Origin of the sequence: Streptomyces nodosus, assembly GCF_008704995.1 — a bacterium.
In the GTDB taxonomy this organism is placed as follows: Bacteria; Actinomycetota; Actinomycetes; order Streptomycetales; family Streptomycetaceae; genus Streptomyces; species Streptomyces nodosus.
Map to the genome: position 1 here is coordinate 4,071,879 of NZ_CP023747.1, position 17,169 is coordinate 4,089,047.

Genomic DNA, 17,169 nt, shown 5'->3' on the forward strand with positions numbered 1-17,169 from the left:
GCCGGAGTGTGCCGGAGCTGCTACTCGGTGTATTCGTCCGCCATCGACAGCGCCGCGTCCAGGGCCGCCAGGCCCTCCTTCGCCTCCGCCTCCGTGAGGGTGCAGGGCGGGACGACATGCGTCCGGTTCATGTTGACGAACGGCCACAGCCCGTGCGCCTTCGCGGCGGCGGCGAAGGCGGCCATCGGCGCGTTCGCCTCACCGGCCGCGTTGTACGGCACCAGCGGCTCCCGGGTCTCCCGGTTCTTCACCAGTTCCAGGGCCCAGAACATGCCCACGCCGCGCACCTCGCCCACCGACGGGTGCCGCTCCGCCAGGGCGCGCAGCCCCGGCTCGACGACCTGGGCGCCGACCACCGACGCGTTGGCCACCACGCCCTCCTCGGCCATCAGTTTGATCGTGGCGACCGCGGCGGCGCAGGCGAGGGGGTGCCCGGAGTAGGTCAGACCGCCCGGGTAGGGCCGCTTCCCGAAGGTCTCCGCGATCTCCCCGGAGATGGCGACACCGCCGAGCGGCACATACCCGGAGTTCACACCCTTGGCGAAGGTCATCAGGTCGGGGGTCACCTCGAAGAGGTCCGCCGCGAACCACTCGCCGGTCCGCCCGAACCCGGCCATCACCTCGTCGAGGACGAAGACGATCCCGTACCGGTCGCACAGATCCCGGACGCCCGCGAGATAGCCGCGCGGCGGCACCATGATCCCGGCGGTTCCGGGGATGGTCTCCAGGACGATCGCGGCGATGGTCCCCGGCCCCTCGAAGGCGATGGTCGTCTCCAGGTGCTCCAGCGCCCGCTCGCACTCCTGCTGCTCGGTCTCGGCGTAGAACCGCGAGCGGTAGAGGAACGGCGCCCAGAAGTGCACCACGCCCGCCGTGCCGCTGTCGGAGGCCCAGCGGCGCGGGTCACCGGTCATGTTCACGGCCTGCTGGGTGCCGCCGTGGTACGAGCGGTACGCGGTCAGGACCTTGGGCCTGCCGGTGTGGATCCGCGCCATGCGCACCGCGTGCTCGATCGCGTCGGCGCCGCCGTTGGTGAAGAAGATCTTGTCGAGATCGCCGGGGGTGCGCTCGGCGATCAGCCGCGCGGCCTCCGAACGGGACTCGACGGCGAAGGCGGGCGCGAAGGTGGTCAGGGTGGCGGCCTGCTCCTGGATCGCGGCGACGACCTTCGGGTGCTGATAGCCGATGTTGGTGTAGACGAGGCCGCTGGTGAAGTCGAGGTAGCGGTTGCCGTCGTAGTCCCAGAAGTACGACCCCTCCGCACCGGCGACGGCGAGCGGGTCGATGAGCTCCTGCGCTGACCAGGAGTGGAAGACATGCGCACGGTCCGCCGCCTTGACGGCGGCGCCGGCCTGGGGGTTGGGCTGAGGAGTCATGTGCCGAAGGGTAGGTGTCCGCGATACGGACGCGGTATGGGCGTCCTGTCTGTGGTCCGGTCGGGAACACGACAGTGTGTCCAAGGGGTGCGGCGGGGGCGGGGCGCGGCGCGGCGGCACCCGGGTCGGCGGTGCCGCGCCGCCTCCGCGGGGCGTCGTCCTGTTACGGAACCGTAGAGACAGCTCCGGCCGGTTCCCGGTACGGCGGCACTATCCTCGGGCTGGCGCACACGCAGGGGGTAGGTGACGGCGGCGATGGAGAAGCTGCACGCGGGGGATCCACAGGGAGTTCTCCCCGGTGTCGAACTCCGGGGCAGGGCCGGGGCGTACCGGCTGCTCACCCGGCTCGGGGCCGGCGGCATGGGCAATGTCTATCTGGCCCGCTCGGACCGGGGACGTACCGTCGCCGTGAAACTCGTCCGGCGGGAGCTGGCCGAGCAGGAGGAGTTCCGGGCCCGCTTCCGGCAGGAGGTGCAGGCCGCGCGGCAGGTCGGCGGGTACTGGACCGCGCCCGTCCTGGACGCGGACACCGAGGCGGAGATCCCCTGGGTCGCCACCGGCTATGTCGCGGGCCCCAGCCTCCAGACCGTCGTCTCACGCGACTACGGCGCCCTGCCGGAGCGCTCCGTGCGCATCCTGGCCGCCGGGCTCGCCCACGCCCTGAGGGACATCCATGCCGCCGGGCTGATCCATCGCGATCTCAAGCCCTCCAACGTCCTGGTGACCATCGACGGGCCGCGGGTCATCGACTTCGGCATAGTCCGCGCCCTGGAGACGGTCACCGAGGCCGGGCTCACCCAGACCGGCGCGCTCGTCGGGTCCCCCGGGTTCATGGCGCCCGAGCAGGTGCGCGGCGACCGGGTCACACCCGCCTGCGACGTCTTCTGCCTGGGGTCCGTCCTGGCGTACGCCGCCACGGGCACCGTTCCGTTCGGCCCCGCCAACAGCGCGGCGCACGCCCTGATGTTCCGCATCGCGCAGGAGGAACCCGACCTGGCGGGCCTGCCCGAGAGCCTCGCCGATCTTGTGCGGGACTGTCTGCGCAAGGACCCGGCGGCCCGGCCCACACCGGCGGAGATCCTGGAACGGACCGGGGTGGAGGACACCGTCACCGGCGGCCGCAGCCGGGACCCCTGGCTGCCCGGCGCCCTGGTCGCCCAGCTCGGCCGTCATGCGGTGCGGCTCCTCGACTCGGAGGATCCGGAGCAGGGGGCGGCGGCCGCCGTACCGGCGGGTCCCGCGCGCCCGGCGGACGCGGACGCCGAGGGGCGACCGAACCCGACGGCCCCGACGGTTCCGGCGGCCCGCACGGCTCCGACGATTCCGGCGGCGCCGGGGGGTGCGGTGGTCCCGTCCGTCCAGGCGGCCCCGGAGGTCCCGGAGGGTGCGGCGGTCCCGGAGGGTGCCGCGGAGGCCCGGCCGGGCGCGGACGGTGCCGAGGAGGCGGCCGTCGGCGGCGGCATGCCCGGGGAAGCGGCCGCCGCCCCCGGTGTTTCGGGCGCCACGGGGACCCGTGTGGACCTCGTCAAGCGGGTGCCGGTGGCCCCGGTCGCCGAGGCCCCGCCCGAACACGCCCCCGCGCCCGACACCCCGGACGGCGCCGCCCCGCCCCCGTCCGGCCCGCCCCCGGACGCCGGCAGACCGCCCGCCCAGGCCGTGGGCCCCGGTCCGGCGCCCCTGCCGGGCGTGCCGCCCCACCCCGCCTACGGCTCCCCGCAGCAGCACCCCCAGCACCCGGCGTACGGCCCCCCGCCGTATCCGGGCGGCTCGACGACGCCGTACGGCCCCTATCCGTACGGTCCCCACCCCTTCGGCGACCCCGCACGGCAGGAACCGCCCCGCAGGAGCGGCCGTTCCACCGCCGTGCTGATCGTCGTCGCCCTGGTGGTGGCGCTCGGCGCGGGCGGCTCGGTGTACACGCTGATGCAGGGCGACGATCCCGGGACGGGCGGCCGGACGAGGCCGGGGCCGTCGCACCCCGCCGGGCCCGCGGCCTCCGCCGCGACCACGCCCCCGCCCGCCGCCTCGCCCGCCGCGAGCCCGAGCCCCTCCTCGTCGACGCCCGCCGCGGGCGCCGTCCCCGACGGCTACCTCGGCACCTGGAACGCCGCCATCGACAACGGCACCGGGCACAACACCCGCCGTCTGGTCGTCCAGCAGGGCGAGGCGGGCGACACGGTGCTCTCCCTGACGGCGGACGGCCCCTCCGGCGGCGGCACGTACCACTGTGTCTTCCACGCGGGGCTGACCGGACGCCCCACCGGCGAGGGCCCGTTGGAGATCGGCCCGTCCACGGTCACGGAAGGCCGCCCGCTCTCGTCCTGCACCCCGGGCGGCGCCACCGAACTGACGCTCCTGCCGGACGGCCGCCTCCGGCGCCTGAACCCGGCCACCGGCGAGTCCCTGACGTATACGAAGGAGAACTGACCCGGCCGCAGGCGGTGAACACCGGCTGAACTTCCCTCCGGCCGCCCGGAATGTCCCTCGGGCGGGCCGTACGGTGTCCGCACCGTCGGCTCGGGGGGTGGCCTGTGGAATGGCTGAGCGCGGAGAACGTCGTCGCCATGGTGACCGCGGTGCTCGGCATCGTGGCGTCGGCGGTGATGGTCTGGTACGAGCGCCGGGTGCCGGGGCGCAAGAGGATCGGCTACCGGGTCCAGATGGACAACCCGATCGGCGACGATGTGCGCCCGGGGCGGGCGAATGTGCGGCTCGGCTGGTTCGACGAGGCCTCCGGCATGGCCGACGCCACCTTCGTCCTGCTGCGCATCGAGAACGACGGCTCGCACAGCATCGCCGACAGCGACTACACCGCGCCCGAACTCCACGGTCTGACGGCGGTGTTCGCCGACCGCACGGTCCGCGGGGTGTCGGTCACCCAGCCGTCCGGCAGTGATCACCTCCTGGACCACTTCACGCCGGTGGCCGGATTCGGCTACGAGGGCAACACCCTGCGCATCCCGCGCGTCCCGCTCAACCGGGGCGACCACTTCAAGCTGCTGGTGCTGCTGTCGGGCGGCGAGGTGGGCAGCCCGATCCGGATCACCGGCGGCATCCTCGGCGGTGAGGTGCGGCCCAACCGCAGTACCACCCCGGACGACAAGCCACCCGTGTTCAGCAAGGCGTCTCAGATGATCACCGGGCTGCTGACGGTGTGCGTGCTGATCCTGACCGTGCTGATGGTGACGCGGGACGACACCCGCCCGCCGATGGGTTGTGAGAAGGGCACGCTCACGGTGACCGGGTCGACGGCGTTCCAGCCGGTGATGCAGGAGGCGGCGAAGAAGTACCAGCGGGACTGCCCGGGCTCCACGATCACCGTGGACGCCCATGGCAGCACCGCGGGAGTGCGCGAACTCGAGGCCAGGGGCCAGGAGTCGAAGAAGGGCTCCCCGCCGGTGATCGCCCTCTCCGACGGCCCCAAGCCCGAAGGGCTGCCCGCGCTGCGCGAGAACCGGGTGGCGGTGTCGGTCTTCGCGCTGGTGGTGAACAAGGACGTCCCGCTCACCGACCTCTCGCTCACCGAGGTGCGCAGGCTCTACGAGGGCAGGATCACCAACTGGAAGCAGCTCGGCGGCCCCGACCGCCCGGTCCTGCTGGTCAGCCGGGACGCCAACTCGGGCACCCGGCAGGTCTTCCAGCGCCGGGTCCTGGGCCGGGGCGAGATCGCCAACTCCTCGCTGGACTGCGTCCACAAGGACGATGCGACGGCCCCCGTCGTGCGCTGCGAACTCGACTCCACCGAGCAGGTGCTGAACGCGGTCGCCACGCTGCCAGGCGCCATCGGCTACAGCGAACTCAACCTGGCGGAAGGCCACTCCGGTCTGCGGCTGCCGGCACTGGACGGGCACCGGCCGTCCGTCGAGGAACTCGAACACGGCGGATCCGACTACCCCTACCGCGAGATCGAGTACGCCTACACCTACGGCCAGCCGCCCGCCGACTCCCTCGCCTCCAGCTTTCTCACCTACATCAGCCGGGGCAGCGGCCAGGACATCATCCGCACCCATGGCCATCTGCCCTGCGGAACACCGGTGGGGCTGAGGATCTGCGGCGGGCGGTAGGCGGTGCCCGGGTGGCTCGTCGGCCGGGCCGCGCTCATCGGGTCTCCGGCGGCCGCTGCCGGGGCATGTTCGGCCGGGCCCCCGTGGGGGGCGCGAACCTCCCCGGCACCACCCCCTCCGCCCGTGGCGCGGTCACCGCCGACGACTGGATGCCCAGCGGTGCGGACCTGGTCCGGAACTCCACCATCCAGTCCGCCGTCTCCGCGCGGACCAGCTCCGTCACATCCTCCGAGAACCGCCGCAGCACCGAAAGGCAGCGCTCCGCCGCCTCCCCCGCGGTCCCCTCCGCCGGCCCCAGCACCTCCCGTACGCTCTCCGAGGCCCAGTCGAACTGGAGCGTCTGCAACCGTCGCTGCACGGCCTGGGCGGTCGCCATGTCCCGCATCCACCCGGACGTCATCCCGAAGAACCGGTCCCCGGCGACACACGCCACCCCCAGCAGCAACGGCAGACAGGCCCAGGGCGCCACTCCGCGCACCACTCCGGTCAGATCCAGCAGCGGCAGCGCCGCCCCGCAGACGGCCCCGGCCGCCGCACCCCCGCGCAGCACCAGCGCGCCCCGCCGCTTCCAGGTCCGGTTCGCCAGATACCAGGCGGTCGTCTCCAGCGCCTGCCGCTCCACCCACCGGTACAGCTCGTCCAGCCGCTGCGCGGGCTCCCCCCAGTCGCCGTGCGGGAAGGGCCGCCCCGCGAGGTCGTCCGGCCGGGGCCCCGCCGCGGCGTCGCCCCGACCGTCCTGGAGAGGACCCTCGGGCTGCATCTCCGGCTGACTCACCCGGCACTCCCTCCGTACGGCTACGGCGTTCCGACGTCCCACGACGCGCGCCCCGCGGTGCGCGCCCGCCCCTGTCGCGCACGGTCCGCGACGGATCGCGACGCAAGGTGCCGGGCATCGGACCCTTCCTATCGCCCCGGGGCCGCCGAGGATCCGGGTTTCCCCGCCTTTCCGCCCGGAAGTGGGCCTTGGCCAGGGACGGGGGCCGCCGTCAAACTCACTCGAAAGAGTGGGGTCGCGGGCCCCCGGGGAGTCCGGACGGACTACCGGAGCGCTCGTCCCGGTGACCACGTAGGCTCGTGCCAGGCGGTGAACCCCGCCCTGACAGCCGTACGAAATCCTGTCGGCCGAACCGTACGAGACCAGGAGCTGATCGTGATTCCCGGTGGTGGCCAGCCCAATATGCAGCAGTTGCTCCAGCAGGCCCAGAAGATGCAGCAGGACCTCGCGAACGCCCAGGAGGAGCTGGCACGGACCGAGGTCGACGGCCAGGCGGGCGGTGGTCTGGTGAAGGCCACGGTCACCGGCTCCGGCGAGCTGCGAGGCCTGGTCATCGACCCGAAGGCGGTGGACCCGGAGGACACGGAGACCCTCGCCGACCTGATCGTCGCGGCCGTCCAGGCGGCCAACGAGAACGCACAGACGTTGCAGCAGCAGAAGCTCGGCCCGCTGGCCCAGGGCCTGGGCGGAGGCATCCCCGGCCTGCCGTTCTGAGCCCTCGGGCCCGTCTCCTCCGGGGGATCCGTTCCTCGCGGGAGACCTGTTCCTTCCCGGAAAGCAGCTGGTCTCTTCTGGGAAGGGCGGAGGCCAACTACCGTACGTACCAAGAAACCGAGCCCGGTCGCACAGGTACCCGGCGCTCTGTGGGAAAGGCAGTCCGTTGTACGAAGGCGTGGTCCAGGACCTCATCGACGAGCTGGGGCGGCTGCCCGGCGTCGGTCCCAAGAGCGCGCAGCGGATCGCCTTCCACATCCTCCAGGCCGAGCCCACGGACGTACGCAGGCTCGCCCAGGCGCTGCTCGAGGTGAAGGCCAAGGTCCGCTTCTGCGCGACCTGCGGCAATGTGGCGCAGGAGGAACTGTGCGGCATCTGCCGCGACCCGCGCCGGGGTGTCTCCGTGATCTGTGTGGTGGAGGAACCCAAGGACGTCGTGGCGATCGAGCGGACCCGTGAGTTCCGGGGCCGCTACCACGTCCTGGGCGGGGCGATCAGCCCCATCGAGGGGGTGGGCCCGGACGATCTGCGCATCAGGGAACTGCTCGCGAGACTGGCCGACGGCACGGTCGAGGAGCTGATCCTGGCCACGGACCCGAACCTGGAGGGCGAGGCCACCGCCACCTACCTCGCCCGGATGATCAAACCCATGGGCCTCAAGGTCACCCGCCTGGCCAGCGGCCTCCCGGTGGGCGGCGACCTGGAATACGCGGACGAGGTCACCCTCGGCCGCGCCTTCGAGGGGAGACGACTCCTAGATGTCTGACGCCACGCTGCACTCCACGACGCAGGACCCCGGCGACTTCGCGGTGCAGATCGCGGACCAGATCGAGAGCTTCCTGGTGGCCGTCACGGAGGTCGCGAAGGGCGACGAGCCGGACTCGGCCGTTCCCTTCCTCCTGCTGGAGGTCTCCCAGCTCCTCCTGGCGGGCGGGCGCCTCGGCGCCCACGAGGACATCGTGCCGGACGAGCGCTACGAGCCCGACCCGGGCCCGGAGCCGGACGTGGACGGACTGCGCGAACGCCTCGCCGCCATGCTGGAGCCGATCGATGTCTACTCCGAGGTCTTCGACCCGTACGAGCCGCGCAAGGCCCCGGTCCCGGCCCGTATCTCGGACGACCTGGCGGATGTCATCACGGACCTGCGTCACGGCATGGTCCACTACCGCGCCGGCCGCACCACCGAGGCCCTGTGGTGGTGGCAGTTCTCCTACTTCTCCAACTGGGGCTCGACGGCCTCCGCGACGCTGCGCGCGCTCCAGTCCCTGGTCGCGCATGTGCGGCTGAACCAGCCCCTGGAGGAGCTCGACGGCCTCGACACCGACCAGGGCCTCGGTGACGAGACCCTGGCCGAGGAGGCGGGCCGGGTCATGGCCCGGGAGATCGCGGCCCCGCTGGGGCTGCGCCCGGCGCGGCGCGTCAAATGAGCCCCTCGGACCGCCTCGTGTGACGCGCGGCACATTTCGAGTGAGGGTGTGCGCGCCGGGTAAGGACCCGTGCGGACGGACGCGGCGCCACAGCGGCCGCGTCCGGTGCGGCGGCGGAGCGCGGCGGTGAGAACCGCCGCACATCCTCCGCGCTCCCGGAGGAAACCCGGGTGATCCCTGGGTGAGCGGGACATCTCACCATGCGGTATCCCGGAAGGGGAATTCGGTCGCTCGTTAGACTGAGCCGACCGCGCCGCACATGCACAGGCGTGGCACGAGACGGATTGAGCGAGGAGCGCACGTGGGCCTTGTCGTGCAGAAGTACGGAGGCTCCTCCGTAGCCGATGCCGAGGGCATCAAGCGCGTCGCCAAGCGGATCGTGGAGGCGAAGAAGAACGGCAACCAGGTGGTTGTCGTCGTCTCCGCGATGGGCGACACGACGGACGAGCTGATCGATCTCGCCGAGCAGGTTTCCCCGATGCCTGCCGGGCGCGAGCTCGACATGCTGCTGACCGCCGGAGAGCGGATCTCCATGGCGCTGCTGGCGATGGCGATCAAAAAACTGGGGCACAAGGCGCAGTCGTTCACCGGCAGCCAGGCGGGTGTCATCACCGACTCGGTCCACAACAAAGCCCGGATCATCGATGTCACTCCGGGACGCATCCGGACCGCGCTGGACGAGGGCAACATCGGCATCGTCGCCGGTTTCCAGGGTGTCAGCCAGGACAAGAAGGACATCACGACCCTGGGGCGCGGTGGCTCCGACACCACCGCCGTGGCGCTGGCCGCCGCCCTCGACGCCGAGGTCTGCGAGATCTACACCGATGTCGACGGTGTGTTCACCGCCGACCCGCGTGTGGTGAAGAAGGCCCGGAAGATCGACTGGATCGCCTTCGAGGACATGCTGGAGCTGGCCTCGTCCGGGTCCAAGGTGCTGCTCCACCGCTGTGTGGAGTACGCGCGCCGGTACAACATCCCGATCCACGTCCGCTCCTCCTTCAGCGGGCTGCAGGGCACGTGGGTCAGCAGTGAGCCGATTCAGCAAGGGGACAAGAAGGTGGAGCAGGCGCTCATCTCCGGTGTCGCGCACGACACCTCCGAGGCCAAGATCACGGTCGTCGGCGTGCCGGACAAGCCGGGCGAGGCGGCCTCGATCTTCCGTGCCATCGCCGACGCCGAGATCAACATCGACATGGTCGTGCAGAACGTGTCGGCCGCGGCCACCGGTCTCACGGACATCTCCTTCACGCTCCCGAAGTCCGAGGGGCGCAAGGCGATCGACGCCCTGGAGAAGGGCCGGACCGTGATCGGCTTCGACTCGCTGCGCTACGACGACCAGATCGGCAAGATCTCGCTCGTCGGCGCGGGCATGAAGACGAACCCGGGCGTCACGGCGGCCTTCTTCGAGGCGCTCAGCGCGGCGAGTGTGAACATCGAGCTGATCTCCACCTCCGAGATCCGTATCTCGGTGGTCACCCGTGCGGACGATGTGCCGGCGGCGGTCCGCGCGGTGCACACCGCCTTCGGCCTGGACTCCGAGAGCGACGAGGCCGTCGTCTACGGAGGCACCGGGCGATGACCGTCCTCCCCCGCGGGGGCACGGTACGCACGGCGTCGGCGCGCCACCCGTACGGGGAGACGGGGCTGCCCTCGGGCGGCCCCGGAAGCGCGGGCCCGGCCCGCCCTCGCTCGGCGGGCGTGGCGCGTCGGGGCGCGACCGACCGCCGACGTCCCGCGTGCACGGATCCAGTTCTGGAGCACCCATGACGGCACACACCGGAAAGCCGACACTCGCGGTCGTCGGGGCGACCGGGGCCGTCGGCCGGGTCATGCTCCAGATCCTGTCCCAGCACGCGGACATCTGGGGCGAGATCCGGCTGATCGCCTCGCCACGCTCCGCCGGCCGCAAGCTCGCCGTGCGCGGCGAGGAGGTCGAGGTCGTGGCGCTGTCCGAGGAGGCGCTCTCGGGCGTCGACGTGGCGATGTTCGACGTGCCGGACGAGATCGCACGGCAGTGGGCCCCGGTCGCCGCCGCCCGGGGCGCGGTCGTGGTGGACAACTCGGGCGCCTTCCGGATGGACCCCGACGTCCCCCTGGTGGTGCCGGAGGTCAACCCGCACGCCGCCCGGTCGCGGCCGCGCGGCATCGTCTCCAACCCCAACTGCACGACCCTCTCGATGATCGTGGCCCTCGGCGCGCTGCATGCCGAGTTCGGACTGCGTGAGCTGGTCGTCTCCTCCTACCAGGCCGTGAGCGGCGCGGGACGTGCCGGCGTCGACACCCTGCGCCAGCAGTTGTCGCTGGTCGCGGGCACCGAGCTGGGGACCAGCCCCGGTGACGTACGGCGCGCGGTGGGCGACAGCACGGGGCCGTTCTCCGAGCCCGTCGCGCTGAACGTGGTGCCCTGGGCCGGATCGCTGCGCGAGGACGGCTGGTCCTCGGAGGAGATGAAGGTCCGCGACGAGTCCCGCAAGATCCTGGGACTGCCGGATCTGCGGGTGGCCGTCACCTGTGTCCGGGTGCCGGTGGTCACCGTGCATTCGCTGACGGTGCACGCCCGCTTCGAGGGTGAGGTGACGGTCGGCCGTGCCCGCGAGATCCTCGACACCGCGCCCGGTGTGGTGCTGTTCGACAACCCGGGCGCGGGGGAGTTCCCCACGCCCGCGGACGTGGTGGGCACCGACCCGACCTGGGTGGGCCGGGTGCGCCGGGCCCTGGACGATCCGACCGCGCTCGAACTGTTCGTGTGCGGCGACAATCTACGCAAGGGCGCGGCCCTGAACTCCGCGCAGATCGCGGAACTGGTGGCGGCGGAGCTGGGGGCGCTCTAGAGGACCGGGCGCTCCGGAGGCTCAGGCGCTTCAGAGGCTCAGGCGCTTCAGAGTCCGGGCCGAGGGCGGGTACCGGCTGTAAATCTTATGGCCATTGGCGGAATCGTTTGTAGGATCTTCGATGGTTTCCCAGGTCAGGACTGTGGTCCGGACCACTTGAATCGAACCCTCTTGGCGTTCGAAGATTTTTCTCCCCGTCCTTGCAACCGCGCGCAGGGCGGGGAGCGTCTTTGCGGTCGCCTTCCGGGGGGCCGGGCGACACCACATTCGGGCATAGGGGAAGAGCTGGTACGCATGAGGGGATGTGGCGCACGGTCCGCCGTGCCGGGGGGCGCGCGAGGGTACGTGCGGAGGGGCGTGATGCCCGACGGGAATGTGTGCCCTGTCGCGTACAACCCTCCCGGGGGGAGAGACGTCCAACTTGCGTGGCAGAGGTACTCGAATTCACTGCGGTACGGACGACGGGCGCGGCTCTTCGTCCGTCCCGGCGTCCCCGCCTGTCCGGTGGCATGCCGGTGATCGCCCCCATGCCCGCAGCGCGGCCCGCCCGCATACCGAACCAGCGCGAGGGTGTCGACGACACGATCGCCGCAGGCACCACGGTCGATCACCTGACCGACACCTATCGCACCCACTACCGCTCCCTGCTGGGTCTGGCGGCGCTTCTCCTCGATGACACCGCGTCCTGCGAGGACGTCGTCCAGGAGGCGTTCATCCGGGTCCACTCGGCGCGCAAGCGCGTCCGCGACCCGGAGAAGACGCTCGCGTACCTCCGGCAGACCGTCGTGAACCTCTCGCGTTCCGCGCTGCGCCGCCGCATCCTCGGCCTGAAGCTGCTGTCCAAGCCCATGCCGGACATGGCGAGCGCGGAGGAGGGCGCCTACGACCAGCTGGAGCGCGACTCGCTGATCAAGGCGATGAAGGGCCTCCAGCGGCGTCAGCGCGAGGTCCTGGTGCTGCGCTACTTCGCGGACATGACCGAGGCCCAGGTCGCGGAGACGCTGGGTATCTCGCTGGGGTCGGTGAAGGCGTACGGCTCGCGCGGTATCGCGGCGCTCCGGGTCGCCATGGGGGCGTCGGCATGAGCGAGTACGACGAGCGGCGCGCCACAGCCCGGGGGCATGACTCCCGCACACCGCACGAGCCCTCCGAGCGGCAGGAACCGACCGGCCTGCCCGGGCTCCACGAGGACGACCACGAGCAGCACGCTGGGAACCGAACTGTGAACCATCGCCCCCACGAGCAGGGCCCGAACGAAGCCGTACCCGAACGCGACGACCGCGCGGGCGGGGACCACCCGGCTGCCGGACAGGCCGACACCGCTGCGGGACCGGCCGACGTCGACGCGGAGGAGGGCGACGGCGGCACAGGGCGGGACCGGCTCATGGCGGCGCTCGGTGGTATCGCCGACGACCTCGGAGCAGCTGGTTCCGGCGCCGGCGGGGGCGGCCGTGGCACCAGAGCGACCGGGACCGGACCCGAGGAGCCCGAAGGGGCCTCCGAGGGACTGGAAGCGGAGGAGCTCGCGTTGCGGCGGCTGCTGCACCAGGCGGTGAGCGAGATCGAGCCGCGTGACGGCACCTTGCAGCATCTGCGGCGCGCGGTACCTGCGCGCAGGGCCCGGAAGCGGCAGGCCGTGGTGGGCATGGCCGCCGCCGCGCTGTTCTTCGGCACCGCGGTCCCGGCCGCACTCCATGTCTCCCAGACCGCCGGGTCCGACGCCGACCCGTACATGGCGGGTCAGGCCTCCCAGGCCCACGGCGACGCCCAGAAGGGCACGGGGACGGAGGGCGGCTCCGGCGGCTCGGCCGGCTCCTCCGCGTCGTCCCCGGGCAGGACGGCGGGCGGCCACAAGGACGCGGAAGACCCGAGCAAGGACACGGGTGCCGGAGCCACCGCCGGTGCCGATCCGTCGGCCTCCGAGGAGAGCGCACCCGCGTGTACGGCGGGGCAGCTCGGCGGTGGAACGGCCACCGTGGGCTCCCCGGACTCCATCGGAGCGGTCTACGGCTCGTTCCGCCTCAGCAATGTCTCCACCACGAGCTGTACCGCCTCGGGCGGCGGCAGCGTCTCCACCGTCGCCCAGGGCGCCGCGGACTCGTCCAGGATCAGCGTGGTGAGCCATGCCGCGGGGGACGCGGCCACGGCTCTCCCGGACCCGGCCCAGCAGGTCTCGTCCCTGGTGCTCGTCCCCGGGGCGGCCTACGAGGTGAAGTTCGCCTGGGTCCCGTCGTCGACCTGCCCCACCAACTCCGGCGGCGGCACCGGCGGCACCTCCCCGGAACCGGACCCCTCGGACTCGGCGACCGCGGGCAGCGGCTCGAACACGGACAGCGGCGGCACATCGCCCCAGCTGATGACGGATGACGGCGTGGCCGACGGCAGTGTGGCGGTCACCCTCACCCCGGACAGCGGCGCGGGCGGCCTCACGACAACCATTCCGAACGCCTGCGCGGGCACCGTCTACCAGTCGGGGATGCTGCCGGCGTCCTGACCGCCCTGATCCCCGCGTCCCCGCGTCGGTGAGGTGCGGGCGTGTCGGCCAGGTGCGTCATGTGTGTGGTGGGCCGGCGGCTCGCGTACCGCCGGGGCTCCGGTCCCGGTCCGGGCAAGGCGCCGGAGCAACGCCTGGTCCGGGCGCCGGCTCTACCAACGCCCGGGCCAGGCTCCGGGACTCAGGCCCGGGTCAGCCCAAGCCCCCGGGACAGGAGGTCAGGCGCGCCTGGATCGGGGCGGGCCCGTGCCGCGACGGGCGCCGACAGGGCCGGGTGTCGGCCGGAACGGGCGTCGGGCCGGGGGCACCGTAGGGCGGCGAGACCGCGGTCCAGGGCCAGGGCCGGGGCCGCTGGTTGGGCCTGGCTGGGGGTCGGGCCCGGTTCCGGGCAAGAACAGACGGCGTCAGGCGATGCCTCAGGCCTTTGCGGCCCGCGCCCGGTCTTCCTCGGCGGCTTCCGGGGCGCCGCTCTCTTCGCCACCGGCCCCACCGGCTCCACCGGTCCGCTCCGTCGGGTCCCCGGCCGGGCCGTCACCCCCGGCGGACTCCGCTCCGGCGGCCGTTCCCTCCGGGGTGAGCCCCAGCTCGGCGTCCCGGGCGAACTCGACCTCGCGGCGCAGCAGCCGGAACCACATGAAGACCGTGAAGCCCGCGAAGACGAACCACTCGCCGGTGTAGCCCAGGTTCTGGAAGGCCTTCAGGTCGAGGCCGGTACCCTGGGGGGCCGTCGCCGGCACCGGCTTCATCCCGCTGTCGGCCTTGTCGAGGGTGATCCACGCGTCGTACACGTCGTACGGCACCAGGTTCACCAGCGATGCCGAGCTGATCGCCGCGGTCTGGCCGTCCGGCAGCCCGCCCACTGCGCTGACCCCGTTCGCCCCCGGGCTCTCCGATGCCTGGAGGGCTCCCGTGACGGTGACCTCGCCGGTGGGCGCGGCCGGTGCCTTCGCGGGGTCGGCGTCACCCGGCAGCCAGCCCCGCACCACCGGCAGCGCCTGACCCGAGCCGGTCCGCAGCATGGTCAGCACATAGAAGCCCTGCCTGCCGTCCAGCTCACGGTCCGGCACCAGCAACTGCTTGCCGTACCGCCCGGTGGCCGTGGCCTGCATTCCGGAGGTCATCTTGTCCACCGGCAACAGCTCGTCCAGTGGCCGAGGCGCCTCCTTGCGGTCCGTCGCGGCCCGCTCGGTCTGCGTCTGGTGGTCCTGCACCCGGGCCTCGAAGCGGCTCAACTGCCATGACCCCATGAACACGCAGAAGGGGATGGCCAGCAGCACGAAGACGTTGATCCCCCACCAGCGGGGCGTCAGCAGAAACCGGTACACGCCCTCAACGGTACGGTGCCGCCGCCGAGGACCCGCCCGTGGGGCCCGGGGTGCCCGGGTACGGGGCACACGCGCATGCCCCGTACGCCGCGCATCAGGTGCACCACGGCCGCCCTACGCCACGGTCGTCGCTCCCCTCACCTCCCCCGAGGCAGTCCCCAGGTGCCGCGCGGCGAAGTCCAGCTCCAGCCGCACCTGCTTGAGCCGCTCCTCGACCACCAGCGAGCCATGACCCGCGTCATACCGGTACACCTCGTGCACCGCGTCCCGCGCGGCGAGCCGGTCCACATAGTTCTCGACCTGGCGGATCGGGCAGCGGGGATCGTTCACCCCCGCCGAGATGTACACCGGTGCCTTCACCGCGTCCACATACGTCAGCGGCGACGACGCCTCGAAGCGCTCCGGCACCTCCTCGGGCGTGCCTCCGAGCAGTGTCCGGTCCAGGGCCTTCAGCGACTCCATCTCGTCGTGGTAGGCCGTGACATAGTCCGCGACCGGGACCGCCGCGATGCCGATCGTCCACGCGGTCGGCTGGACGCCGAGTCCGAGCAGTGTCAGATACCCGCCCCATGAACCACCCGTCAGGACGATCCGCTCCGGATCCGCGAGTCCGGACGACACCGCCCACTCCCGGACCGCCGCGATGTCCTCCAGCTCGATCAGCCCGACCCGGTGTCTGAGCGCGTCCGTCCATGCGCGGCCGTATCCCGTGGAGCCGCGGTAGTTGACCCGCACCACCGCATATCCGTGGTCCACCCAGGCCGCCGGGCCTGCCGCGAAGGAATCGCTGTCGTGCCAGGTCGGACCGCCGTGGATGTCGAACACCGTCGGCAGCGGCCCGCTCGATCCCGCCGGTCTCTGCACCAGGGCGTGGATGCGGCCGTCCGGCCCCTCCACCCACACGTCCTCCACGGGCACCGACCCGGGGCATCTCATCCCGGGCGGATCCAGCACGACCTCGCCGGACGTCGACCGCACCACGGGCGGCTCGGCCGCCGAGGACCACAGATACTCCACGGTCCCGTCGGGACGTGCGGTCGCTCCCGACAGCGTCCCCGGCGGTGTCGGCACACGCAGCAGCTCGCGCGTCGCCAGGTCGTAGCGGAACAGCTCGCTGCGTGCCTCGAAACCGTGCACGACCAGCAGCGCGGAACCGTCGGGATACCACTCCGCGGCCACATCGCCGGGCAGCTCCAGCTCCAGATCCGTCTCCTCGCCCGAGGTGACGTCCCACACCAGCGGCTCCCACCGGCCGCGCCGCTGGTGTCCGATCAGCAGCCGGGTGTCCCCGTCCACCGGAGCGAAGCCCAACACCTCCAGGCCCAGCTCGACGGTGCCGCCCCTGGTGTCGTCCAGCTCCGCGACCGTCGAACCGTCCGGTCGCAGCACGCGCAGCGCCGAGTGCATCGCGTCGCCGTGCTCGGTGTGCTCGACGGCGATCAGCAAGCCGTCGTGCGAGAAGTCCCCCACCCCGGCCGACTCGGGATGACGGTAGATCTCCACCGGGTCCTGCCCGGTCCGCACCAGGTGGATCGTCGATCCGTCCTGGTCGGTGGACCGGCCCACGACCGCCGTCCGCCCGTCCCGCCCGAGCGCGAGCCCGGCCGGGTACGACGGCTCGAGCCCGGGAGCCGCCGGCTCATCGGCCCCGGAGCCCGTGCGGGAGGCATCGAGCGTGAACGCCTGGCGTCTCCAGATACCGAACTCGTCGCCGTCCGTGTCGTCGAACCACCAGATCCACTCCCCGTCCGGAGAGAGCACGCCGTCCGTCGTGCCGTTCGCCCGGTTGGTGACCTGGCGCTGCCGGCCCGTGGCGCGGTCCCATGCGTACAGCTCGTACGTCCCCGTGGCGTTGGAGACGAACAGCGAGCGGTGCGGGGCGTCCTCCGCCCAGTCCGGCAGCGACACCCGTGGCGCCCGGAAGCGCTTCTCCCAGTCCGGCATCTCCTCGCCGCGCTGCGGTGAGGGGGACTCGTTGCTCTCAGTCATGGCCCCATAGTGCCTGGCTCGGGCGACTTTTCGCGGGGGAGCCCCTCAGCCTGTGGACAACTCACACAGAAAACTCTGTGACCAGGCACGATCCCGGGCGCGTAATGACTCCGCGCCCTGCCTCCCTGCCTCCCTGCTCCCCGTGCCCCGTGCCCCGTGCCCGACGCCCCGCGC

Annotated in this window: 13 protein-coding genes; 9 read left to right on the forward strand and 4 right to left on the reverse strand. The window is 72.3% G+C overall.

The genetic code is table 11. The features are described 5' to 3' along the window. Positions 1-20 precede the first annotated feature (20 nt). Positions 21-1,376, reverse strand: a complete 1,356-nt coding sequence (locus CP978_RS18410; RefSeq protein WP_043442398.1) for an aspartate aminotransferase family protein — start codon at positions 1,374-1,376, stop codon at positions 21-23. A gap of 255 nt (positions 1,377-1,631) precedes the next feature. Here CP978_RS18410 and CP978_RS18415 point away from each other — a divergent pair, with 255 nt between their 5' ends. After that, a complete protein-coding gene (locus CP978_RS18415) occupies positions 1,632-3,803 on the forward strand; it encodes a serine/threonine-protein kinase (RefSeq protein WP_150478245.1) in 2,172 nt (723 codons plus the stop codon). A 104-nt stretch (positions 3,804-3,907) separates the two neighbouring features. Beyond that, complete coding sequence (locus CP978_RS18420; RefSeq protein WP_043442404.1) at positions 3,908-5,440, forward strand: substrate-binding domain-containing protein; 1,533 nt, start codon at positions 3,908-3,910, stop codon at positions 5,438-5,440. Between the two features lie 34 nt (positions 5,441-5,474). Here the strand turns inward: CP978_RS18420 and CP978_RS18425 are convergent, their stop codons facing one another. Next, positions 5,475-6,215: an SLATT domain-containing protein gene (locus CP978_RS18425; protein WP_043442407.1), complete on the reverse strand. Its 741-nt coding sequence runs from the start codon at positions 6,213-6,215 to the stop codon at positions 5,475-5,477. Positions 6,216-6,590: 375 nt separating this feature from the next. Here CP978_RS18425 and CP978_RS18430 point away from each other — a divergent pair, with 375 nt between their 5' ends. The 7 genes from CP978_RS18430 to CP978_RS18460 all read left to right on the forward strand — a co-directional run bounded on the left by CP978_RS18430 (position 6,591) and on the right by CP978_RS18460 (position 13,681). Beyond that, positions 6,591-6,929, forward strand: a complete 339-nt coding sequence (locus tag CP978_RS18430) for a YbaB/EbfC family nucleoid-associated protein (RefSeq protein WP_079162204.1) — start codon at positions 6,591-6,593, stop codon at positions 6,927-6,929. Positions 6,930-7,095: 166 nt separating this feature from the next. Further along, on the forward strand, positions 7,096-7,695 hold the full coding sequence (recR, locus tag CP978_RS18435) for a recombination mediator RecR (protein WP_043442414.1): 600 nt from the start codon (positions 7,096-7,098) through the stop codon (positions 7,693-7,695). Then, entirely contained in the window at positions 7,688-8,356 is a 669-nt protein-coding gene (locus CP978_RS18440) for a DUF5063 domain-containing protein (RefSeq protein ID WP_043442416.1), read from the forward strand. Before recR ends, CP978_RS18440 begins: the two co-directional genes overlap by 8 nt. Before the next feature lie 301 nt (positions 8,357-8,657). Continuing rightward, positions 8,658-9,935, forward strand: coding sequence for an aspartate kinase (locus CP978_RS18445; RefSeq protein WP_043442419.1), 1,278 nt, complete (start codon positions 8,658-8,660; stop codon positions 9,933-9,935). A gap of 184 nt (positions 9,936-10,119) precedes the next feature. Further along, positions 10,120-11,187, forward strand: a complete 1,068-nt coding sequence (locus CP978_RS18450; RefSeq protein WP_043442421.1) for an aspartate-semialdehyde dehydrogenase — start codon at positions 10,120-10,122, stop codon at positions 11,185-11,187. A gap of 509 nt (positions 11,188-11,696) precedes the next feature. Next, entirely contained in the window at positions 11,697-12,272 is a 576-nt protein-coding gene (locus CP978_RS18455; protein WP_043442423.1) for a SigE family RNA polymerase sigma factor, read from the forward strand. Further along, positions 12,269-13,681 (forward strand): hypothetical protein, encoded by a 1,413-nt coding sequence (locus CP978_RS18460; RefSeq protein WP_043442425.1) that lies wholly within the window; start codon positions 12,269-12,271, stop codon positions 13,679-13,681. The genes CP978_RS18455 and CP978_RS18460 overlap by 4 nt, the downstream gene beginning before the upstream one ends. 416 nt (positions 13,682-14,097) lie before the next feature. Here CP978_RS18460 and CP978_RS18465 read toward each other — a convergent pair whose 3' ends face one another. Both CP978_RS18465 and CP978_RS18470 read right to left on the reverse strand, forming a co-directional pair. Continuing rightward, positions 14,098-15,006, reverse strand: coding sequence for an SURF1 family protein (locus tag CP978_RS18465; protein WP_150478246.1), 909 nt, complete (start codon positions 15,004-15,006; stop codon positions 14,098-14,100). 114 nt (positions 15,007-15,120) lie between these two features. Then, a complete protein-coding gene (locus tag CP978_RS18470; RefSeq protein WP_043442427.1) occupies positions 15,121-16,995 on the reverse strand; it encodes a S9 family peptidase in 1,875 nt (624 codons plus the stop codon). Positions 16,996-17,169 lie beyond the last annotated feature (174 nt).

What these genes read in the sequence shown, in the direction of transcription:
- CP978_RS18410 (WP_043442398.1), bottom strand. Translation starts at nt 1,376, where the DNA reads ATGACTCCTCAGCCCAACCCCCAGGCCGGCGCCGCCGTCAAGGCGGCG.
- CP978_RS18415 (WP_150478245.1), top strand. Translation starts at nt 1,632, where the DNA reads ATGGAGAAGCTGCACGCGGGGGATCCACAGGGAGTTCTCCCCGGTGTC.
- CP978_RS18440 (WP_043442416.1), top strand. Translation starts at nt 7,688, where the DNA reads ATGTCTGACGCCACGCTGCACTCCACGACGCAGGACCCCGGCGACTTC.
- CP978_RS18450 (WP_043442421.1), top strand. Translation starts at nt 10,120, where the DNA reads ATGACGGCACACACCGGAAAGCCGACACTCGCGGTCGTCGGGGCGACC.
- CP978_RS18455 (WP_043442423.1), top strand. Translation starts at nt 11,697, where the DNA reads ATGCCGGTGATCGCCCCCATGCCCGCAGCGCGGCCCGCCCGCATACCG.
- CP978_RS18460 (WP_043442425.1), top strand. Translation starts at nt 12,269, where the DNA reads ATGAGCGAGTACGACGAGCGGCGCGCCACAGCCCGGGGGCATGACTCC.
- CP978_RS18470 (WP_043442427.1), bottom strand. Translation starts at nt 16,995, where the DNA reads ATGACTGAGAGCAACGAGTCCCCCTCACCGCAGCGCGGCGAGGAGATG.